The sequence below is a fragment of the Umezawaea tangerina genome, assembly GCF_003002815.1.
Lineage (GTDB): Bacteria > Actinomycetota > Actinomycetes > Mycobacteriales > Pseudonocardiaceae > Umezawaea > Umezawaea tangerina.
In genome coordinates, this window is record NZ_PVTF01000010.1 from 302,429 (window position 1) to 324,878 (window position 22,450).

At 73.0% G+C, this 22,450-nt stretch carries 17 protein-coding genes; 14 read left to right on the top strand and 3 right to left on the bottom strand.

Features of this window, described 5'->3' with window-relative positions; genetic code table 11:
* Positions 1-9 precede the first annotated feature (9 nt).
* Positions 10-528 carry a histidine kinase gene (locus CLV43_RS31850; RefSeq protein WP_106191782.1) on the bottom strand — a complete coding sequence of 173 codons (519 nt, stop codon included), beginning with the start codon at positions 526-528 and terminating at the stop codon, positions 10-12.
* A gap of 855 nt (positions 529-1,383) precedes the next feature.
* Between CLV43_RS31850 and CLV43_RS31855 the strand changes: the two genes are divergently transcribed.
* The 10 genes from CLV43_RS31855 (at position 1,384) to CLV43_RS31900 (ending at position 12,900) form a co-directional block, all read left to right on the top strand.
* Positions 1,384-2,673, top strand: a complete 1,290-nt coding sequence (locus tag CLV43_RS31855) for an ROK family transcriptional regulator (protein WP_211304642.1) — start codon at positions 1,384-1,386, stop codon at positions 2,671-2,673.
* Positions 2,674-2,728: 55 nt separating this feature from the next.
* The gene (locus tag CLV43_RS31860) at positions 2,729-3,823 is read left to right on the top strand and encodes an inositol-3-phosphate synthase (RefSeq protein ID WP_106191784.1); all 1,095 of its coding nucleotides are present in this window, start codon (positions 2,729-2,731) and stop codon (positions 3,821-3,823) included.
* Entirely contained in the window at positions 3,820-4,077 is a 258-nt protein-coding gene (locus tag CLV43_RS31865; protein WP_146174973.1) for a hypothetical protein, read from the top strand. Before CLV43_RS31860 ends, CLV43_RS31865 begins: the two co-directional genes overlap by 4 nt.
* Positions 4,074-4,592, top strand: a complete 519-nt coding sequence (locus CLV43_RS31870; protein ID WP_106191787.1) for an EboA domain-containing protein — start codon at positions 4,074-4,076, stop codon at positions 4,590-4,592. Before CLV43_RS31865 ends, CLV43_RS31870 begins: the two co-directional genes overlap by 4 nt.
* Positions 4,593-5,447, top strand: a complete 855-nt coding sequence (locus CLV43_RS31875) for a TatD family hydrolase (RefSeq protein ID WP_106191789.1) — start codon at positions 4,593-4,595, stop codon at positions 5,445-5,447.
* Between the two features lie 4 nt (positions 5,448-5,451).
* Positions 5,452-6,603, top strand: coding sequence for a metabolite traffic protein EboE (eboE, locus tag CLV43_RS31880; RefSeq protein ID WP_106191791.1), 1,152 nt, complete (start codon positions 5,452-5,454; stop codon positions 6,601-6,603).
* Positions 6,604-6,796: 193 nt separating this feature from the next.
* Positions 6,797-9,607 carry a carbohydrate-binding protein gene (locus tag CLV43_RS31885; RefSeq protein ID WP_106191792.1) on the top strand — a complete coding sequence of 937 codons (2,811 nt, stop codon included), beginning with the start codon at positions 6,797-6,799 and terminating at the stop codon, positions 9,605-9,607.
* 13 nt (positions 9,608-9,620) lie between these two features.
* The gene (locus CLV43_RS31890) at positions 9,621-11,300 is read left to right on the top strand and encodes a ThuA domain-containing protein (protein ID WP_106191794.1); all 1,680 of its coding nucleotides are present in this window, start codon (positions 9,621-9,623) and stop codon (positions 11,298-11,300) included.
* 53 nt (positions 11,301-11,353) lie between these two features.
* Complete coding sequence (locus CLV43_RS31895; protein ID WP_106191796.1) at positions 11,354-11,776, top strand: acyl-CoA thioesterase; 423 nt, start codon at positions 11,354-11,356, stop codon at positions 11,774-11,776.
* Entirely contained in the window at positions 11,773-12,900 is a 1,128-nt protein-coding gene (locus tag CLV43_RS31900; protein WP_106191797.1) for a zinc-dependent alcohol dehydrogenase family protein, read from the top strand. Before CLV43_RS31895 ends, CLV43_RS31900 begins: the two co-directional genes overlap by 4 nt.
* 3 nt (positions 12,901-12,903) lie before the next feature.
* Here the strand turns inward: CLV43_RS31900 and CLV43_RS31905 are convergent, their stop codons facing one another.
* Together CLV43_RS31905 and CLV43_RS31910 are read right to left on the bottom strand one after the other, a co-directional pair.
* A complete protein-coding gene (locus CLV43_RS31905; protein WP_106191799.1) occupies positions 12,904-13,485 on the bottom strand; it encodes a nitroreductase family protein in 582 nt (193 codons plus the stop codon).
* 84 nt (positions 13,486-13,569) lie between these two features.
* Entirely contained in the window at positions 13,570-13,971 is a 402-nt protein-coding gene (locus CLV43_RS31910) for a hypothetical protein (protein WP_146174974.1), read from the bottom strand.
* Positions 13,972-14,203: 232 nt separating this feature from the next.
* Between CLV43_RS31910 and CLV43_RS31915 the strand changes: the two genes are divergently transcribed.
* From CLV43_RS31915 to CLV43_RS31930, 4 genes are all read left to right on the top strand, one after another.
* On the top strand, positions 14,204-14,917 hold the full coding sequence (locus tag CLV43_RS31915) for a cyclase family protein (protein ID WP_245887133.1): 714 nt from the start codon (positions 14,204-14,206) through the stop codon (positions 14,915-14,917).
* A 416-nt stretch (positions 14,918-15,333) separates the two neighbouring features.
* Positions 15,334-17,913 carry an ATP-binding protein gene (locus CLV43_RS31920; RefSeq protein WP_245887134.1) on the top strand — a complete coding sequence of 860 codons (2,580 nt, stop codon included), beginning with the start codon at positions 15,334-15,336 and terminating at the stop codon, positions 17,911-17,913.
* A gap of 616 nt (positions 17,914-18,529) precedes the next feature.
* Positions 18,530-21,313, top strand: coding sequence for a DEAD/DEAH box helicase (locus tag CLV43_RS31925; RefSeq protein WP_106191805.1), 2,784 nt, complete (start codon positions 18,530-18,532; stop codon positions 21,311-21,313).
* Between the two features lie 257 nt (positions 21,314-21,570).
* The gene (locus CLV43_RS31930) at positions 21,571-22,359 is read left to right on the top strand and encodes a DUF4333 domain-containing protein (protein WP_106191807.1); all 789 of its coding nucleotides are present in this window, start codon (positions 21,571-21,573) and stop codon (positions 22,357-22,359) included.
* Positions 22,360-22,450: the final 91 nt, after the last annotated feature.

The window sequence follows — 22,450 nt, forward strand, 5'->3', positions numbered from 1 at the left end:
TGCGAAGACCTAGTCGGCCTGCCAGCCCTGCGACCCGCCGAGCCCGTACAGCAGCCGCTCCATCACCTGCGGGTCCACCTCGGTGGCCTCCGGCGGCAGCCCTTCGGCCGCGGGCGACCTGCGGGGCTCGCGGCGCGGCAGCGGCACGGCCGAGGCGGTCATGCCGCGCGGCAGCGGGAGCTCGCACCACAGCAGCGTGCACCCGTCGTCCAGCTGCAGCACGCCCGCGTGCCTGCCCTTGAGCGCGTTGGTCGGCGACGGCTTCGGCGCGTACGGGTCGATCTCGACCTCGAGGATCAGCATGTTGCCCGACAACCGCAACCGAAGCGTGATGAAACCGGGCGCGCGGTGGTTCGCCGTGTCCACGACGGACGCCACCAGGTGCCCGAGCACGTGGGCCGCCTCGTCCTGCATCGGCCGCAACGACCACTCGGCCAAGGAGAACCGCGCGAAGAGCTCGGCGCAGTTCACCGCGCTGGGTAGCGCGACGAGCTGCAGGTCGTCGACCTGTTCGGTACGGGCGTTCACCTGGCTCCTTCCGTCATGCGCGTCCGGCGCGAGTGGTGGCCGGAATCGTGCCACAACCGGGTGAAGAAGTGGTACGCCGGTGTCTAGGAGAGATACGCAGGGTGTGGGCCATTAGTTCGGACCAGTTTTTCCGGGTGTGCCGTGACCTCGGGTGGAGCAATCGACACGACGTTTTTTACCACCTGTGACGCCGTCTGACCAGGGGCTGAGCCGCGCAGGTCCGCCGGGCCCGCCCCCGGTGGGGCGAACTCGGCCGTGACCTGGTGAATCACCACTGGCCACGCCGGGGCGAATCGGTGGCCGGTCGTCGCGCCCCGCGATCGGGCCGGTCCGGTGTCCGGAACGGACACCGCGGTCGACCCGCGGGCGCCGCCCCGACGATTCGTCACGGCGACGGGCCGCCGGCCGGAGCCGTCCCGAGCCCCGCCGGCCGAGGTGTCCGACGGGTCGGCGTGGTCGGCGGGGCGGTCGGTCGGGACCGGCGTGCCGTTCGGTCGGGAACGCGGCGGAACCCCCGTCGTGAATGCGCGCGGGAGAGGGGAGCGGAATTAGTCCAGGCCGCGAACTAAATGGACCGCATAGTCCGTCGCGACAGTCGCGTCAAGCGCTCCGACGACCGGAACTTTCTTGCGTAGCAACAACTGCTGGTCCGGTTGGGCTAGCAAGCCGCGGCAGAGGACGATTTCGGCTGGCCAGCAAACTAAATAACTAGTCCATTAGTGGGACTTGGGGATGCAGGTTGTTGCCTGGGAGCGTTCCACTGCGCCTTAATTCATCGGACGTTACCGGCAGGAAACCGACGCTCAACACGTGTTCGAGTGGCTCGATTCGTTGATCCGACAGACGAACCCGGCGGTGTCCGTGCACCCTTCACCGGCCCTCAGATCCCTCCCCACCAGCCAGCCCGCCGACCAGGCCGCCGTGCGCCGGAGCAACCTCGCGCTGGTGCTGCGGCACCTCGGCGCCCGCGGCTCCCGCTCCCGCGCGGGCATCGCGGCGGACACCGGGCTGAACAAGGCCACGGTGTCCAGCCTGGTGGCCGAGCTGGTCGAGCGCGGGCTGGTGCGCGAGGGCGAGCCGCACCGGGCCGGGTCGGTCGGGCGACCGGGGCGCGGTGTCGAGCTGGACGGCCGCCGGGTCGGCGGGATCGGCGTGGAGATCAACGTCGACTACCTGACCGCGCTGGTGCTCGACCTGACCAAGACCGTCCTGTTCGAACAGCGGGTCGCGCTCGACGTGCAGGCGCTGCCCCCGGAGGAGGTGCTCGACGCCGTCGCGGAGCTGACTTCCCGCGCGGTAAGGGAATGCGCGCGACGCGGCGTGCTCCCGGTCGGCGTGACGATCGCGATCCCCGCGCTGGTCGACGTCGAGGGCGGCGTGGTCGCGTTCGCGCCGAACCTGCACTGGCGCGACGTGCCGGTGGTGCGCGGGATGACCGACCGGCTGGCCGGGCTGCTGGCCCGGTACCCGATGCCCGTCCGGATGGCCAACGACGCGAACCTGGGCGCGCTGGGCGAGTACGCGATGGGCGGCGTCGCGGGCACGCCCGACCTGGTCTACCTGGCTGGCGAGATCGGCGTCGGCGGCGGCGTGATCGTGGGCGGGCGGCTCCTCGGCGGCGCTGAGGGGTTCTCCGGCGAGATCGGCCACATCCAGCTCGACCCGGCGGGCCCCGACTGCGGCTGCGGACGGCGGGGCTGCTGGGAGACGCTGGTCGGCATGGCCGGGATGCTCCGGCTCGCCGCCGACGCGGACGACCCGGTCAGCGACCCGTCGCTGGACCTGGAGCAGCGGATGGACATGATCCGCCGCCGCGCGGAGACCGGGGACCGGCGCACGCTCGACGCGCTGGGGAAGGTCGGTGCCGGACTCGGTGTCGGGGCGTCGATCCTGATCAACGTCTTCAACCCCGGCGTGGTCGTCCTCGGCGGCTACTTCGCCTCCCTGGGCCCGTTCCTGCTCGGCCCGATGACGGCCGAGCTGCGGGCCCGCGTGATCGCGCCGGACATCGGCGGCTGCCGGGTCGAGCTGTCCCGGCTGGGGTTCGCCGCGGCGTCGCGGGGCGGCGCGAACGTCGCCCTCGAAGCGGTGCTCGACGACCCCGCGCTGGTGCCCCTGCTGTCCGCGGCCAGGAGCAGCGGGTGAACGGCCACGCTCCGCCGCGACCGCCGTCCGCCGTGCGACGGACGTAGGGAGGACCATGGCCAGGACCGGGGTGTGGCTCATCGGGGCGCGGGGATCCGTTGCCACGACGGCGATCGCGGGCGCCGCCGCGGTGCGGGCGGGCGCGGCACCGCCCACCGGGTGCGTCAGCGACCTGCCCGACTTCGCCGAGGCGGGCCTGCCGGGCTGGGGCGAGCTCGTGTTCGGCGGCCACGACATCGTCGACACCCCGCTGGTGCGCCGGGTCGAGCAGCTCGTGCGGGGCGGGGTGATCCCGGCCCGGCTCGCCGACCTGGTGTGGACCGACCTCACCGTGGCGGAGGGCGAGATCCGCGACGGCGCCACCCGCGACCCGGCCAGGCTGATCGGCGACATCGCCTCGTTCCGGCGCCGCAACCGGGTCGAGCGGGTGGTGGTGGTCAACGTGGCGTCCACCGAACCGGCGTGCCCGCCGCACCCCGCCCACAACTACCTGGCGGACCTGGACCGGGCGCTGCACTCCCTGCCCGCCAGCTCGCTCTACGCCTACGCGGCGATGCGGGCGAGCTGCGGCTACGTCGACTTCACCCCGTCGACCGGCGCGTGGCTGCCCGCGCTGGACGAGCTCGCCCACGTGATCGGCGTGCCGTACGCGGGCCGGGACGGCAAGTCCGGCGAGAGCCTGCTGCGGTCGGTGCTGGCGCCGATGTTCGCCCGCCGCGCGCTGGACGTGGTGTCGTGGTCGGGCACCAACCTGCTGGGCGGCGGCGACGGGGCCACCCTCGCCGACCCCGCCGCGGCGGCCAGCGAGAACGCGGCCAAGCAGCGCGCGCTGGAGGGGGAGCTCGGCGACCGGGTCGACGGGCGGGTGCACATCGACCACGTGCCCGCGCTCGGCGACTGGAAGACCTCCTGGGACCACGTGCTGTTCGAGGGCTTCCTGGGCACCAGGATGACGTTGCAGGTCACCTGGCAGGGCTGCGACCCGGCACTGGGCGCGCCGCTGGTGCTGGACCTGGCGCGGTTCATGGCGGTCGCCGACGAGCCGGGTCCGGTGCAGGCGCTGGGGTTCTTCTTCAAGGACCCGGTCGGGTCCGGTCCGCACGGCCTGGCGGCGCAGTACGACGCGCTGCGCGACTGGGCGTACCGGTGAGGCCCCGCGCGGTGCCGGTGCGGACACCGGCCGTGTACGGGCTCGCGACCGCGGCGCTGTCCGCCGCGGTCGCGGTGGAGGCCGGTGCGCCCTCCCCGGTGCTCGGGGGCGCACCGCACGGCGGTCGTCGGACGACCGCCGGTCCGGCGCACCTGGTGGCGGCCCGCGATCCGGTGCCGCGCCAGGTGCGCAGGGCGGTCGGCACGGCCTTGGCTGCGCTGGCGTCCCCGGTGGTCCACGGGGGTGGGGGATGAGCGACTGGAAGTCCGAGGCGCTGCGCAGGATCGCGGCCGACCCGGCGGCCATCCGCGAGCTGTTCCCGGTGGTGCGCCGCAGGTGTGGTGCCGGCGCGGCGGCGGACGTGCGGGCGGAACTGCTCGCCGCGCTGCCCGCGACCGCGCTGGCCGAGGAGGTCGCCGGCCTCTACCGGTACGGCGACCCGGCCGAGAAGCGGGCCGTCCTGGCCGCGCTGTCCGCGCTGCCGGTCGGCGACGCGGGCCTGCCGCTGGTGCGGGAAGCGTTGCGCACCAACGACACCACGCTGGTGGCCGCCGCGCTCGGCCCGTACGCGCTGGCGCGGCTGGACCCGGCGGCCTACCGGCAGGCCGTGCTCAAGTGCGTGTTCATGGGCATCCCGCTCGCGGAGATCGGCACCGTGCGGGTGGACGGCGAGCTGCGCGGGATGCTGCGCTCGTTCGCCGACGAACGTTCCGCCGCCGGACGTCCGGTACCCGCCGACGTCGTGACCATCCTCGCCGGGGAGGCCTAGATGCGCATCTTCGACCCGCACGTGCACATGAGCTCGCGCACGACCGACGACTACCAGGCGATGTACGACGCCGGGGTGCGCGCGGTCGTCGAACCGGCGTTCTGGCAGGGCCAGCCGCGCACGTCGGTGGGCAGCTTCGTCGACTACTTCGACTCGCTGCTGGGCTGGGAGCCGTTCCGCGCGGCCCAGTTCGGCATCCGGCACCACTGCACGATCGCGCTGAACCCCAAGGAGGCCAACGACCCGCGCTGCGCCGACGTGCTGGAGGTGCTGCCGCGCTACCTGGTGAAGGACGGCGTGGTCGCGGTGGGCGAGGTCGGCTACGACTCGATGACGCCGGAGGAGGACGAGGCGTTCGCCGCCCAGCTCGCGCTGGCCGTCGAGTTCGAGCTGCCGGTCCTGGTGCACACCCCGCACCGCGACAAGGCCGAGGGCACCAAGCGCACCCTGGACGTGGTCCGCGAGTCCGGCATCGCCCCGGAGCTCGTCGTCGTCGACCACCTCAACGAGCTGACCGTCGGGATGGTCGCGGACTCCGGCTGCTGGATGGGGTTCTCCATCTATCCGGACACCAAGATGGACGAGGCCAGGATGGTCGTGCTCCTGCGCGAGCACGGCACCGCGCGGATGCTGGTCAACTCCGCCGCCGACTGGGGCCGCAGCGACCCGTTGAAGACGGTGAAGACCGGGCGGGCCATGCTCGACGCCGGGTTCACCGCCGACGACGTGGACCGGGTGCTGTGGCGCAACCCCGTGGAGTTCTACGGCCGCAGCGGACGCCTCGAACTGTCCGATGTGGACATCGACCCGACCGCGGGCTTCCAGGGCAGCTCCGTGCGCCGAGGGCAGGGGTGAGCAGGTGCGCTTCCGGCACGCCGACGGCACCACCGTCCACCTCGCCTACTGCACCAACGTGCACGCGGCCGAGGACCTGGCCGGTGTGCTCGCGCAGCTGTCCCGGTTTGGCGAGCCGGTGCGCGAACGCCTCGGCGTCGACCGGCTCGGCCTCGGCCTGTGGCTGGCCAGGCCGGTGGCGAGCGAGCTGGTCGCCGACCGGGCCGCCGTCGCCCGGCTGCGCGCCGAGCTGCGCACCCGCGGCCTGGAGGTGGTGACCCTCAACGGCTTCCCGTACGAGGGCTTCCACGCGCCGGTGGTCAAGCAGGCGGTCTACCTGCCGGACTGGACCGACCCGCGGCGCACCGGCTACACCGTCGACCTGGCCAGGCTGCTGGCCCGGCTGCTGCCCGACGACGTGGCGCGCGGCAGCGTGTCGACGCTGCCGCTGGGCTGGCGCACCCCGTGGACCGCCGCGCACCGCGCCCGCGCCGCCATCCAGCTCGACCGGCTCGCGCTGGAGCTGGCGAAGGTCGACGCCTCGACCGGCAGACCGGTCAGGGTCGGCTTCGAGCCCGAGCCCGGCTGCGTCGTGGAGAACACCGGGCAGGCCGTGCGGCACCTCGCGGACGTGGACACCGACTGGCTGGGCGTCTGCGTCGACACCTGCCACCTCGCGGTCGCGTTCGAGGAGCCCGCGAAGGCGTTCGACCTGCTGGAGGAGGCGGGCCTGCCGGTGGTGAAGGTGCAGGCCTCCTGCGCGCTGCACGCCCGCAACCCGCGCGACCCGTCCACCCGGTACGCGCTGGCGTCGTTCGTGGAACCCCGGTTCCTGCACCAGACCAGGGAAGGCGCGGCGTTCGGCTCGGACGACCTCGACCTGGCGCTCGGCGGCGGCCTGCCGGGCCACGAGCCGTGGCGGGTGCACTTCCACGCCCCGCTGCACGCCGACCCGAGACCGCCGCTGAGCAGCACCCGTCCGGTGCTGCGCGCCTCCTTGCGGGAGCTGTTCGGCGGCGCGACGGCGCTGACCGACCACGTCGAGGTCGAGACCTACACCTGGCAGGTCCTGCCCGACGCGCCCACCGGTGACGCCGGGCTGGTCGCCGGGCTCGCCGCGGAGCTCGGCTGGGTGCGCGGCGAGCTCCGCGGCCTCGGCCTCGAGGAGGTCGCGTGAGCAGACCCGGCAGACCCGGCGACCTCGCCGTCGCACGACCCGGAAGAACCACCCCAGACCGCTGACACGCCCCGTCGACGACCTCGACGCCGCGTTCAGGAGCACCGACCGGAGCACCACCCGCGGCAACGCCCGAACGGCACCCCTGCCGTCGTCGGGCGATGCCCCCTGCCGGAAAGAAGGAAACCCTGCCATGTCCGAACCCCCAGTGGTGTGGGCGCGGGCGCTCGGCGCGACCCTGCTGACCGCCTCCCTGCTGCTACCCCTGTCCGCCGAGGCGGACATCCCCGCGGCCGACTACCAACAGGTCCAGCTCGCCGTGGGCTCGGCCAAGCTCGGCGAGCCGATGTCCTTCACCGTCCTGCCCGACCGCTCGGTCGTGCACACCGCCCGCGACGGCACAGTCCGGGTCACCAACGCGGCGGGCAACTCCACCACGGTCGCGGCGAAGCTCAACGTCTACACCCACGACGAGGAAGGCCTCCAGGGCATCGTCGCGGACCCGAACTTCGCCGCGAACCGCTACCTGTACCTGTACTTCTCACCCCGTCTGTCCACACCGGACGGTGACGCGCCGACCGACGGCACCGCCGCGGACTTCGCCCCGTTCAAGGGCGAGCTGCACCTGTCCCGGTTCGTGCTGAAGACGGACAACACGCTCGACCTGGCCAGCGAGAAGGTCGTGCTGGCCGTGCAGAACGACCGCGGCCAGTGCTGCCACGTCGGCGGCGACCTGGACTTCGACGCCCAGGGCAACCTGTACCTGACCACCGGCGACGACTCGAACCCGTTCGTCTCCGACGGGTACTCGCCCATCGACGAGCGCACGACCCGCAACCCGCAGTTCGACGCCGAGCGCTCCTCGGGCAACACCAACGACCTGCGCGGCAAGGTGCTGCGGATCAAGCCGCAACCCGACGGCACGTACACGATCCCGTCCGGGAACCTGTTCCCGCCGGGCACCGCGCAGACCCGCCCGGAGATCTACGCGATGGGCTTCCGCAACCCGTTCCGGATGAACGTCGACAAGGCCACCGGCGTGGTCTACCTCGGCGACTACGGGCCGGACTCGGGCGTGACCAACGCGAACCGGGGACCCAGCGGGCAGGTGGAGTTCGACCGGATCACCAGCGCGGGCAACTACGGCTGGCCGTACTGCACCGGGTCGAACACCACGACCGAGAGCTACAACCGCTTCACCTTCCCGAGCGGTCCGTCGGGGGCGAAGTACGACTGCGCCACCGGTCCGACCAACACCTCACCGCGCAACACCGGCCTGGCCAAGCTGCCGGTGCCGCGCGCGGCGTGGATCAAGTACGCCGGTGACGAGGGCTCGCCGCCGGAGTTCGGCAGCGGGTCGGAGTCCCCGATGGGCGGGCCGGTGTACCGCTACGACGCCAACCTCAACTCGGCCACGAAGTTCCCGCAGTCCCTGGACGGCAAGTACTTCGCGGGCGAGTACGGCCGCCGCTGGATCAAGGCGATCGGCGTCAACGGCGACGGGTCGCGCGGTGCGATCGAGGCGTTCCCGTGGAGCGGCACCCAGGTCATGGACATGAACTTCGGCCCGGAGGGCGCGCTGTACGTGCTCGACTACGGGACCGGGGCGAACGACCAGGCCCTGTACCGGATCGACTACAAGGGCAACACGCCGCGGCCGCCGACCGCGAAGGTGGCGGCGGACAAGGTGTCCGGCGCGATCCCGCTCACCGTGGCGTTCTCCTCGGCGGGCAGCGCCGACCCCGAGGGCGGGGCCCTGACCTACCGCTGGGAGTTCGGCGACGGCGGCACGTCCACCGCCGCCAACCCGTCGCACACCTACACCACCGCCGGGTCGTACTCGCCGAAGCTGACCGTGACCGACCCGACCGGTCTCACCGGGTCGGCGAGCGTCCTGGTCACCGCGGGCAACACCGCCCCGACGGTGAACCTCCAGGTGCCCGGCGACGGCGCGCTGTTCTCGTTCGGCGACACCGTGCCCTTCCAGGTCTCGGTGACCGACCCCGAGGACGGGGCGGTCGACTGCTCGCGGGTCAAGGTCACCTACCTGCTCGGCCACGACTCCCACCGGCACCAGATCACCCAGAAGACCGGCTGCTCCGGCTCGATCCAGGTGCCGGTCGACGGCGAGCACGACGCCGCGGCGAACATCTACGGCGTCTTCGACGCGGAGTACACCGACAACGCGGGGCTGACCTCCCACGGTGTCGGCGTGTTGCAGCCGCGGCACCGCCAGGGCGAGCACTTCGGGGCCCAGCAGGGGATCCAGGTCGCCGACCACACCACCGCCGAGGGTGGCAAGACCGTCGGCTACACCGACAACGGCGACTGGCTCTCCTTCCAGCCCTACGTCCTGGGCAACGCGACCTCGTTCACCGCACGGGTCTCCTCCGGCGGTCCCGGCGGCACGCTGGAGGTCCGGGCGGGCTCGGCCACCGGCACGCTGCTCGGCACGGCCACCGTGGCCAACACCGGGAACTGGGACACCTTCGTCGACGTCACCGCCCCGCTGACCAACCGGCCCAGCGGGTCCACGACGCTGTTCCTGGTGTTCAAGGGCGTGACGGGCCAGGGCAACCTGTTCGACGTCGACTCGTTCGCCTTCACCACGAGCGGCACCCGCGTCGAGGGCGAGTCGTTCACCTCGACCGGCGGCGTGGAGCCCGCGCCGCACGCGAACGCCAGCGGCGGCACCACCGCCGGGTACATCAACACCGGTGACTGGGCGGGGTACGCGTCGGTGAACACGGCGGGGCTGCGCTCGTTCAGCGCGTCGGTGTCCTCGGCGGGCACCGGCGGCGCGATCCAGATCCGGTCGGGCTCGCAGACCGGCACCGTCCTGGGATCGGTCGCGGTCCCCGTCACCGGTGGCTGGGAGACGTTCCAGACCGTCTCCACGACCCTCACCGGGTCCGCGAGCGGGCCGCTGTTCCTGACCTTCACCGGTCCGGGCGCGCCCGCGGACTCCACGTTCGACGTCGACTACTTCACCACCTCCGGCTGAAGGGACGAAGACGATGCGCCCACTCCCCGCGCTCGCGGCGGCGGCAGTACTGTCGGCCGGTGTGGTCATGACACCGGTCGCCCAAGCCCAAGCGCCCTACCAGGTCCTGGTCTTCTCGAAGACCGCGGGCTTCCGGCACGACTCCATCCCCGCGGGCGTCCAGGCGATCCGCGACCTCGGCTCCGCCAACGGCTTCACCGTCACGGCGACCGAGGACGCGGCCGCGTTCACCGCGACCGGACTGGCGAAGTACGCGGCGGTGGTGTTCCTCAGCACCACCGGTGACGTCCTCGACAGCACCCAGCAGACCGCGTTCGAGTCCTACGTCAACGGCGGCGGCGGGTTCGTCGGCGTGCACGCGGCGGCCGACACCGAGTACGACTGGCCCTACTACGGCCAGCTCGTCGGCGCCTACTTCGCCAGCCACCCCAACATCCAGCAGGTCGACGTCAAGGTGGAGGACCGCGCCCACCCGGCCACCGCGCACCTCGGGCCGGTGTGGACGAGGACCGACGAGCTCTACAACTACCGCACCAACCCCAGGGCGGGCGTGCACGTGCTGGCGACGCTGGACGAGTCCAGCTACACCGGCGGCACGATGGGCGCCGACCACCCGATCTCCTGGTGCAAGGCGCAGTCGAACGGCCGGTCGTTCTACACCGGCCTGGGCCACACGACCGAGTCGTACGCGGACCCGGTGTTCCGCGCGCACCTGCTGGGCGGGATCCGCTACGCCGCGGGGGTGGCCAAGTCCGACTGCCGCCCGGAGACCGGTTACACCGGCCTGTACACCGGCTCCACCACGGGCTGGTCGCAGGCCGGTCCCGGCGGGTTCGGCAACGCCGACGCCACGTTGACCTCCCAGGGCGGGCCGGGCAACTTCTGGTACTCCGCCAAGGAGTTCGGGTCGTACTCGCTCAAGCTCGACTGGAAGCTCACCGGTGACGGCGACTCCGGGGTGTACCTGGGCTTCCCGTCCTCCGGTGCCGCCCAGCCGAGCGCGGGCGGCTACGAGATCGCCATCGACGCCTCCGCCGCGGCCGACGCCACGACGGGCGCGGTATACGGCGTCCAGGCCCCCGACGCCACCGCCCGCGACGTCGCCCTCAACCCCGCGGGGCAGTGGAACACCTTCGAGCTGCTGGTCGAGGGCGAACGGGTGCGCGTGCTGCTCAACGGCAGGCAGGTCAACGACTTCACCAACACCGACCCGGCGCGCAGCCTCCGGCAGGGGTACGTCGGCCTGCAGAACCTCGGCGACGGCGCGGTCTCCTTCCGCAACGTCCGGATTAAGGAGCTCGGCGTGGTCACCCCGACCCAGGTGCAGGGCGAGGCGTTCACGTCCTCGTCCGGCGTCCAGGTCGCGGCGCACTCCGGAGCCGTCGGCGGCCAGACGTTGGGGTACATCGAGAACGGCGACTGGGCCGCCTACTCCCAGGTCGGCACCGCGGGCGCCCGCACGTTCGGCGCCCGCGTCTCCTCGGGCGGCGCGGGCGGCCGCATCGAGATCCGCTCGGGCACCTCCACCGGCCCGCTGCTGGGCTCCGTCGCGGTCCCCAACACCGGCAGCTACGACACCTTCACCACCGTGTCGACCTCGCTGACCGGCACCGCGACCGGCCAGGTGGTGCTGGTGTTCACCGGCGCGACCTCCAGCGGCCTGTTCGACGTCGACCACTTCACCCTCGGGTAGCACCCGCCACGGGCGCGGACCACACGTCCGCGCCCGTGGCGGTGCGGTCGGTTATGGTGCGTCGGGTGCGCGACGACTACCGGTACTGGCAGCGGATCCCCACGCGGTGGAACGACAACGACGTGTACGGGCACGTCAACAACGTCGTGCACTACGCGTTCATGGACACCCTGATCAACACGTGGCTCGTCCAAGCGGGCCTGGACATCCACGACGGGTCGGTGATCGGGTTGTGCGTGGAGTCGCACTGCAACTACCGGTCGTCGATCTCGTTCCCGGACGCGATGGACGCGGGCCTGCGGATCGGGCACCTGGGGCGGTCCAGCGTGCGGTACGAGGTCGCGTTCCTGGCGGCGGACGACACGGTGGTGGCCGAAGGGCACTTCGTGCACGTGTTCGTGGACCGGACGACGCGGAAACCGGTGGAAGTACCGACTGGACTGCGGGACGCCATGATCGGTTTGGTGACCTCATGACCGTCCGCGCCGCCGTGCTGACCGAACTGGGCCTGCCCGGCCCCTACGCCGACTCCCGCCCGATCCGGGTGCAGGAGCTCGCGCTGGACCCGCCCGGTCCCGGTGAGATGCTGGTCAAGGTGGGTGCGACCGGGCTGTGCCACTCCGACCTGTCGGTGGTCAACGGCTCCCGCCCGCGTCCGCTCCCGATGGTGCTGGGGCACGAGGCGGCGGGGGAGGTCGTGGAGCTGGGGCAGGGCGCGGAGGCGGAGTTCGCGGTCGGCGACCACGTCGTGATGTCCTTCGTCCCCGCCTGCGGCTCCTGCCGCAAGTGCGTCTCGGGCAGGCAGGCTCTGTGCGAACCGGGTGCCGCCGCCAACCGCGCGGGCACGCTGCTCACCGGGCAACGCCGCTGGCTCGCCGCCGACGGCTCCCGCCCGCACCACCACCTCGGCGTCTCCGGCTTCGCGGAGTACGCCGTGGTCTCCACGACGTCGGCCACCCGCGTCGACGCCGACCTCCCGCACGAGATCGCCGCCCTGTTCGGCTGCGCCGTGCTCACCGGGGCGGGCGCGGCCTTCTACAGCGCGGCCGTCGTCCCCGGCGACCGCGTGGCCGTGTTCGGGCTCGGCGGTGTCGGTCTGGCGGCGCTCATGGCCGTGAAGGCGGCGGGCGCGTCCACGATCGTCGCCGTGGACGTTGTGGCCCACAAGCGGGAGCTCGCCCTGCGCCTGGGCGCGACCCACGAGGTGGCGGGCGGTCCGGACGCCGTGGAGGCGGTGCGCGACCTGACCGGCGGCGGTGCCGACAAGGTGATCGACACCACCGGCAGCGAGGTCGTGCTGGCCCAGGCCTACGCCGCCACCGCGACGGGCGGCACCACGGTCACCGTCGGCCTCCCGCACCCCGACCGCCAACTCGTGCTGCCCGCGCTCAGCCTCGTCGCCGAGGAGCGCACCCTCAAGGGCAGCTACCTCGGGTCGTGCGTCCCCCGTCGGGACATCCCGCGCTTCATCTCCCTGTACCGCTCCGGCCAGCTGCCGGTGCAGGAGCTGCTGTCGGGCACGGTGTCCCTGGACGACATCAACACCGGCTTCGACCGCCTGGCCGGCGGTGAGGCCATCCGCCAGGTGGTCAGGTTCTGAGCCCTACCAACGCCCCCGGTGCACGACGTCGTCCAACGACTTGCGCCGCCGGGTGATCGCCGAGGTGAACGCCGGGACGGCCTCGTCGGAGTACCCGATCGCGATGGCCCCGATCGGCTCGTGGTCCTCCGGCACCCCGAACAGCTCCCGGAACGGCCCCACCTGCTCGCGCACGATCCCGAAGTACAGCGCCCCCAACCCCTCGTCGACCACCGTCTGCAGGATCAGCAGCGCCGCCATCCCGGTGTCGACGTGCCAGAACGGCACCGGCCACCAGGACTCGTCGCGGTCGGTCCGCCCCTTGTCCGGCTCGGCGTAGCGGTCGAGGTACACCCGCTTCGACGACATCGGCACGATCACCAGCGGCGCGGTGCGCACCTGCTCCTGCACGGCGTCGGACCCCACGGTCCAGAAGGCCTCCAGCTCCGCGCCTTCCAGCACCAGGAACGCCTGTCCCTGCGAGAACCCCGCCGACGGTCCGCGGGTCGCGTTGTGGAGGATCCGCTCCACGCTCTCCGCGGGGACCGCGTCGGGCTTGAACCGCCGCACCATCCGCCTGCGCCGCACGACATCCTGGAACTCCATGACCTCGAAGCTACCGGGACTCCCGCGTCGCGGGCACGGGCTCGGAGCGCACGGCGGTGTGCGCGAGCCGGTGACGGGGGCGAGCTACTGGCCGGGCGCCTGGAACATCACGGCGGGCGCGGTGCTCGCGGGACGCGGCTGCCGGGCCGGTGCGTCCGGGAGGCTGAACTCGAGCGGGCCGCTGGTGTCGGCGGCCTCGGGCTGCTCGGCGACCGGTGCGGGAGCGGGGACCTGCTTCTCCGGCGCGGGCGTCGGCGCGGGAGCCGGGTTCGACAGCTCCTGCTGGGCCTTGCTGATCCAGGCGGTCCACATCGCGGCGTCGCGGCTGTCCCTGGTCTGCGCGCGCAGGATGGACAGCGTGCCGCGGACCCGTCCGGCGAGCACCGCGTTGGTGCGGACCTGCGCCCAGACCTGGGTGGTCTGCGGACCCTGGTTGCGGACGAGGTGTCTGACGTGGTCGGTGAGCTCGCCGTCCGTGAAGGACATCCACTGGTTGACCACTTGGCGCGGGTTGGACAACAGATCCCCGTTTCGTCGTGCTTGACCTGCAACGATCGTCGCACACCCGTTCGAGCCGCCAGCGTCCACCACCCGAATGGGTGTTGACGCGGTCTTGCCGCCGTGTGTGGCTCCTTTGTACGTGACTCACAGTATCCACTGTCGCGTGACTCCGCGGTGTGGGACGCGCGCGAGGTGAATATTCACCTACTCTCCCAGCGTGCTCGGCGACTACCGCGTGGTGAACCTCGCCCACGTCAACGACCCGGCCCGGACCTCCCTCTACCCAGGTGACCCGGCCTTCACGGTGACCACGGTGGCCACGGTCGCCGAGAACGGATACCTCCTCCGGTTGCTCCGGCAGGGTGAACACACCGGTACCCACTGGGGTGCCCCCGCACACTTCAACGCCGACCAGCCCGCCGCCGACGAGCTCGACACCGCGGACCTGTTCCTGCCCGCGGTGAAGGTCGACGTCCGCGACCGCGCGGTCGACCCCGACTACGCGGTCACGGTCGACGACCTGCGCGCGTGGGAGGCCGTGCACGGGGAGATCCCGCCCGAGTCCGCCGTGGTGCTGCAGACCGGCTGGGAGGACCGCTGGGGCACGCCCGCGTTCGCCAACCTCGACGCCGACGGGTGCCCGCACCAGCCGGGGTTCGACGTCGCGGCGGTGCGGTGGCTGCTCGACACCGGCAGGCTCGGCAGGCGCGGCGCGCTCGGCACCGACACGTTCGGGCCGGACCTGGCGGCCGACTCCTCCTACGCCGTGTCCAAGCTCCTCTACCGGGAGCACCGGATCAGCCTGGAGGTGCTCGCGAACCTCGACGAGCTGCCCCCGACCGGCGCTTGGGTGCTGGTGGGGGGCACGGTCAACCGGGGCGGCTCCGGCTCACCCGCCAGCGTGTACGCGCTCATGCCGAAGGACGGGTGACGCGAGTACGCCGTCCGGTGTAACGCTCGCGCAGCCGTTCGCGACAATGGGTCAGGTGCTCGCGCACCACGGGCTTCCCGTCCGCAGCACCCCCCGACTGCGGACGGGAAGCCCGAACCCCTCTTCCCTCCCCGCTGACGTGGGAGAAGCCGTCCCGACCCCAGTCGGGGTCGAGGTCGGGACGGCTCCGGGTGGCACCCGTCCAACGCCCCCAGGTCGTTCACGGGCGGTCGCCACCACTGACCCGGCCGGGGTGATCGGCCGGGATTCCTCCCCACTCCGGGCCGCGCCACCACCGATGGGCGAGCGGCAGGCCCGGTCCCGATCATCCGGGAGGGCCGGACCCGGTCGGGTGATCCCGACCGATTCCGAACGCGCCGCCGTCGCGGGATCGGGTCCGGGGTTGAATGGGGGACGTGGCGGCGTTCGGAGATCGACTCGACCGGGGTGCCGCGTTGCCGGATCCGGGGGAGGCGCGGTCCCTGGACGACCTGATCACCAGGCTGCGGCTGCTCAAGATCTGGGGCGGCGACCCCTCGTACAAGACCATCGGCGACCGGGTCAACGCGGCGTGGACGGCCGCGGGCAGACCGCCGGGGGAGCTGGCGCGCAAGACCACGGTCGTCGACTGCTTCCGGCCGGGCCGCAGGCGGCTCAACACCGACCTCGTCGTCGAGGTGGTGCGCGCCCTGCACCCCGACGAGGGCTACGTCGCGCAGTGGCGGCAGGCGTTGCGCGTGGTCAGCGCCGAGACCGAGGCCGCGACCCAGGTCCGCGCCCAGGACGCGCTGCCCGACGACCTGACCGAGTTCACCGGCCGCGCCGCCGAGCTGGACCGCTTCGCGGCACTGGCGGACGGCGACGGCGGCACGGCCGGGATCGCCGTGGTCGAGGGCATGGCCGGGGTCGGCAAGACCGGCCTCGCGATCCACGCGGGTCACGTCCTGGCCCGCGACCGCCCGTGGGACCAGGTGCTGTTCGTCGACCTGCGCGGCTTCCACCCCGACCTGGCCCAGCCGCCCGCCGACCCGGCCGCCGTGCTCGACGGGTTCCTCCGGCTGCTCGGCGTGCCGGGCCAGCGGATCCCCCACGACCTCGACGGGCGCGCCGCCCTCTACCGGGAGCGGCTGGCCGGGCTGCGCGCGCTCGTGGTGCTGGACAACGCCGCGGACGCCGACCAGGTCGGGCCGCTGCTGCCCGACGGGCCGGACTGCCTGGTGCTGGTCACCAGCCGCCGCGGCCTGGCCGTGCCGGGCGCGGTCCGCGTCCCCGTGGACGTGTTCACCTCCGACGAGGCCGTCGACCTGCTCCGGCGCGCCGTCCCCGACATCCCGACCGGCGACGACCCCTCCGCGCACGTCCGGGTCGCGCTGCGCTGCGGGTACCTCCCGCTCGCGCTGGGCCTGATCGCGGCCCACATGCGCGCCAAGCCGGGGTGGACCGTCGGCGACCACGCCGACCGCCTCGACGAGCTGCACGACCTGCGCCGCCTCGACAGCGGCGTCGAGCTCGCCCTCGGCCTGTCCTACCAGCGCCTGCCCGACCGGCGGCGGCACGTGGTGCGGCTGCTGGCGCTGCACCCCGGCGCGGACTTCGACGTCCACGCCGCGGCGGCGCTCGCGGGCACCGACCTCGACACCGCGGCCGAGGACCTGCTGCGGCTGCGCGAGGACCACCTCCTGCGGCAGGGCAGGCCCGGCCGGTACACCTTCCACGACCTGGTCCGCGCCTACTCGGCCACCAGGGCCGCCGACGAGGAGCGCCCGGCCGAGCGGCGGGCCGCGCTGGCGCGGCTGTTCGAGCACCACCTGTGCACGGCGTCGCGGGCGATGGACGTGCTGCTGCCCGCCGAGCGGCACCGCAGGCCGGAGATCCCCGCGTCCGACCTGCCGCCGGTCCCGATCCCCGACGTCGACGCCGCGCGGACGTGGCTCGACACCGAACGCGCCAACCTCGTCGCCACCGCGGTCCACGCCCCGCCCGAGCACATCGCCCACCTGGCCGCGGTGCTGTTCCGGTTCCTGGACCAGGGCGGGCACTACCGCGACGGGCTCGTCCTGCACGGGCACGCCCTCGCGGCCGCCCGGCGGTCGGGCGACCTCGCCGCCGAGGCGCTCGCCGCCACCAACCTCGGCATCGTGCACTGGCAGCTGGGCGACCTGCCGCGGGCCATGGACCTCGCCCACCGCGCGATGGTGCTCGCCCGCGACCTCGGCGACCGGCGGGGTGAGGCCAGGACGCTCGACATCCTGGGGGCCGTCGCCGAGTCGCTTGGCCGGTACGAGGAGTCCGTCGAGCACACCGCCCGCGCGCTGGAGCTGGCCCGCGAGGGCGGCGACCGCTCGGGCGAGTCCTACCTGCTGATCAGCCTCGGCAACTGCCACCGCCGCCTCGGCCGGTACGGGGAGGCCGTCGACCACCTGCAAGGCGCGATCGCGCTGAGCCGGGAGCTGGGCGACCACTTCGGCGAGTCCGACGCGTTCGACCACCTGGGGCTGGTGCACCAGCGGCTGGGGCGCCACCAGGAGGCCGTGGACTGCCACCGGGCGGCGCTCGACCGGTTCCGCGAGCTCGGCTACCGGGTCGGTGAGGCCCACGCGCTGACCAACCTCGGCTCCGCGTACCGCCTGCTCGGGCGGACGCGGGACGCCGCCGAGCACCACCGGGCGGCGCTCGACCGGTTCCGGGAGCTCGGCCTCCCCGACGGCGAGGCCGACGCGCTGAACGGCCTCGGCGAGACCTCCCTCGCCGAGGGCGACCCCGACCGCGCGCACGCCCGGCACACGACGGCACTCGGGCTCGCCACTCAGAGCGGCGACCGGTTCGGGCTGGCCCGGACCCACACCGGCCTCGGCGACGCCTGCCACGCGACGGGCGACGAGGAACGCGCCCGCGAACACTGGGACCTGGCCCGCTCGCTGTACACCGAGCTCGGCGTCCCCGAGGCCGACGACCTCGACGCCCGCCTGGCGTCCCCCGGCACGAGCCACGGCTGACCCTGCCGCGGGCTAGCCGGGGGTCTGGTGCCCGCCCGGTGGGGTGCGTATGCAGGTCGCCGCTTCGCCGGGAGGTGCGTGGTCGGCCAGGGCCGGGAGCCCGGGCACCCGCGTGGATCCCCCGGCACGAGGTACGGCTGACGCTGTTGCCCGCCGCCGGGGGCTGGTGTCCACCCGGCGAGATGCGTGCCTTGGCCGCGACTGGCGTGGTTCGTCGCTTCGCCGGGAACCTGCGTGGTCGGCCAGCGCCGGGAGCCCAGGACCCGCGTGGATCCGCCGGTACGGGGCGCGAGGCACCGCACCGGGACCGGTGCGGTCGTCGTCGGCCGAGTCCGGGCGCAGCCAGGGGCAGCGGCCTCGGTGTGCGTCCTGGGGGCGCCGGTGCCGGGCGTGGTCGCGTCGCGGCTGGTCGTCGTGCCGGGGGAGGGCGTCGCCCGGCACGACGCGGCCGGGAGCCGTCGGAGGTCCGCACCACCCAGGTCCGCACCACCCAGGTCCGCCGACTCTGCCGTCACCACACCGCCGTCACCACACCGCCGTCGCGACACCGGCCGTCACCACACCGCGACCGGATATCTTCACGGCTTTTGTCGGTGCCGTGTGACAGCCTTGAGGGGTGCCTCCCCGCTCGAACGCCCCCTCTTCCCGGTCCCCGGCGTCCTCGTACGCGGACTCCCGCCGCCGGGCGTCCCATCCGCGGTTGACCGACTTCCTGTCGGTGCTCTCGTTCGACCTCGACCCGTTCCAGCGCACCGCCTGCGAGGCGCTGGAGGAGGGGCACGGCGCGCTGGTCTGCGCGCCGACCGGCGCGGGCAAGACGGTGGTCGGCGAGTTCGCCGTCCACCTCGCCCTGGCGCAGGGGCTGAAGTGCTTCTACACGACGCCGATCAAGGCGCTGTCGAACCAGAAGTACGCGGACCTGGTCGCCCGCTACGGCGCGAGCTCCGTCGGCCTGCTGACCGGCGACACGTCGGTGAACGGCAACGCGCCCGTGGTGGTCATGACCACCGAGGTGCTGCGCAACATGCTCTACGCGCACTCGCACACCCTCGAGGGCCTCGCGTACGTCGTGATGGACGAGATCCACTACCTCGCGGACCGCTTCCGCGGCGCCGTCTGGGAGGAGGTGATCCTGCACCTGCCGGACGAGGTGCAGCTCATCGGCCTGTCCGCGACGGTCAGCAACGCCGAGGAGTTCGGCGAGTGGCTGGTGGAGGTGCGCGGCGACACGAAGGTCGTGGTCGACGAGCACCGGCCGGTGCCGCTGTGGCAGCACATGATGGCGGGCGGGCGGATGTTCGACCTGTTCATCGGCCAGACCGCCGAGGGCGAGGCGCGGATCAACCCGCAGCTGCTGCGGCACACCGAGGACCTGGCGCGCTTCCACGTGCCGTGGAGCCGGTCGCGCAACAACAAGGACCGGGGCGGCCGGGCCGCGCCGCGCAACTCCGGGTTCAAGCCGCCGTCGCGGCTGGAGATCATCGAGCGCCTGGAGGCGCAGGACCTGCTGCCCGCGATCGACTTCGTGTTCAGCCGCGCGGGCTGCGACGCGGCGGTCGCCCAGTGCGTCCGCTCCGGCCTGCGGCTCAACACGATGGAGGAGGCGGAGGTCGTCCGCGCCGTCATCGACGAGAAGACGAAGGACCTGCCCGAGCCCGACCTGAGGGTGCTGGGGTACTGGGAGTGGCGCGACGCGCTGGAGCGCGGCATCGCGAGCCACCACGCGGGCCTGCTGCCGGCGTTCAAGGAGACCGTCGAGGAGCTGTTCGTCCGCGGCCTGGTCAAGGTCGTGTTCGCGACCGAGACCCTGGCGCTGGGCATCAACATGCCCGCGCGCACCGTCGTGCTGGAGAAGCTGGTCAAGTACAACGGCGAGGCGCACGTCGACCTCAACCCAGGCGAGTACACGCAGCTCACCGGGCGCGCGGGGCGGCGGGGCATCGACGTGGAGGGCCACGCCGTCGTGGTGTGGCAGCCCGGCGTGGACCCCAAGCAGGTGGCGGGCCTGGCCTCCACCCGCACGTTCCCGCTGCGCTCGTCGTTCCGGCCCGGCTACAACATGGCCGTCAACCTCGTGCACGCCCTCGGCGCTTCGAAGGCCCGCGACCTGCTGGAGCAGTCGTTCGCGCAGTTCCAGGCCGACCGGTCGGTGGTCGGGCTGGCGCGGCGGATCGAGCGCAACCGCGAGGCGCTGGACGGGTACGCGGAGGCGATGAGCTGCCACCTGGGCGACTTCACCGAGTACGCGGCGCTGCGCCGCCGGGTCACCGACCGGGAGAAGGCGCTGTCGAAGCAGAACAGCTCCTCGAAGCGGGCCGAGGCCGCGGCGTCGCTGGAGCGGCTGCGCAAGGGCGACGTGATCGCGGTGCCGTCCGGGCGGCGGTCCGGGCTGGCCGTGGTGATCGACCCCGGCGTGGAGCCGATGGGGGAGGCGCGGCCGCTGGTCGTGACCGAGGACCGGTGGGCGGGCCGGCTGTCGTCCGCGGACTTCCCGGTGCCCGTCGAGGTGCTGGGGCACGTCAAGCTGCCCAAGCAGGTCGACGTGCGCTCGCCCAAGTCGCGCCGCGACCTGGCCTCGACGGTGCGCAACACCGGGATCGTGATCCCCACCGTGCGGCGGAAGAAGTCGACCGCCGACGAGGACGCGGAGCTGGCGACGCTGCGCCGCGCCCTGCGCGCGCACCCGTGCAACGCGTGCGACAAGCGCGAGGACCACGCCCGGTGGGCGGAGCGCTACCACCGGCTGCTCGCGGAGACCGAGCAGCTGGAGCGCAAGGTCGCCGCGACCACGCACTCGCTGGCGCGGGAGTTCGACCGCATCCGGGCGCTGCTGCGCGAGCGCGGGTACCTGGAGGCGCACGAGAACGGGCCGGGCGAGGAGGTCACCGAGCACGGGAAGCGGATCACCCGCATCTACGGAGAGTCGGACCTGCTCACGGCGGAGTGCCTGCGCCACGAGCTCTGGCGCGACCTCGGTCCCGCCGAGCTGGCGGCCGTGGTGTCGTCGCTGGTGTACGAGGCCCGTCGCGACGGGCCGATCGAGACCCGGCTGCCCGCCGGGCCGATCTCGGACGCCATGGCGGCCACCGCCCGGCTGTGGGTGGAGATCGAGGACGACGAGCGGCGGCACCGGCTCGACCGCACCCGCCAGCCCGACCCCGGTTTCGCGTGGCCGGTGTACCGGTGGGCGCGGGGCGAGTCGCTGGAGAAGGTGCTGGACTCCGGTGACACCGGCGGGACCGAGCTGGGCGCGGGCGACTTCGTCCGGTGGTGCAGGCAGGTGGTCGACCTGCTGGACCAGATCCGCAACGTCATGGGCAACTCCGACCCGGTGGGGGCCTCGGCGGCCAAGGCCGTGGAGGCGCTGCGGCGCGGGGTCGTGGCGATGGCGACGGTGTGACGCCGCGGTGGGGCCCGCGTCCGGACGGGGCGCGGGCCGTGCGGCGGGCAACGCCCCGTCCCGGTCCGGCCACCCGCCGCTACCCCCTGTCCTCCGACCGCCAGAACCCGCACGGCCGAGTGGCCCCCGCCACGGCCACGGTCTGGGCAAGGTTGGCGGGGCGGATGGGTACAGGCCGTCATCCTGTGGTTTGATCGCGCCCGCAACCTGTAATCGCGTCACGAGTGTGCGCGAAGACCGATCTCCGGAGGCCGAGCATGTCCAGTCCGTACGGACCGCCCGGAGGGAACGACCCGCAGCAGCCGCAGTGGGGCCAGCAGCCCCCGCAGTACCCGGCGGGTGGTGGTTACTCCGGCACTCCGTCGGGCGGGTTCCCCGCTCAGAACCCATACGGGCAGCCCGATCCGAACCAGCAGCAACAGCAGCCGCAGTGGGGGCAGCAGCCCGCGGGCCCGCCGCCCACCCAGCAGTACCCGCAGAACCCGCAGAACCCGTACGCGACGCCTCCGGGCGGCGGCCAGTTCGGGCAGGACCCGAACCAGCAGAACCCGTACGCGACGCCTCCGGGCGGCGGGCAGTTCGGCCAGGACCCGAACCAGCAGAACCCCTACGGTGCCCCGCAGCAGGGCCAGTTCGGCCAGCAGAACCCTTACGGCCAGCCGAATCCGTACGGCCAGCAGCAGAACCCGTACGGCCAGCAGGACCCCTACGGCCAGCAGCCGAAGAAGTCCAGCGCCGCGCTGTGGGTCGTCGTGGGCCTGGTGGTCGTGGTGGTGGCGGCCGTCCTGGTCACCGGGTTCGTGACGCCCGGTTTCTTCGTCTCCAAGGTGTTCGACAACACCGAGGTGCAGAAGGGCGTCGTCTCGATCCTCAAGGACGAGTACAAGATCCCGGACGTCGAGAGCGCGACCTGCACCGGTGAGCACCCGGTGAAGGTGGGCGCCACCTTCGAGTGCACCGCGAAGGTCGGCGGCAACGACAAGAAGGTCAAGATCACGGTGAAGACCGCCGACGGCGAGTACGAGGTCGGCCAGCCCACCGGCTGACCCCCGCGGTACCCGTGGAAGCCACCCGAGCCCGGCTCGGGTGGCTTCTCCGTGTCGTAATCCGGTCGCGCGGGCGGATCCGGCCAGGCAG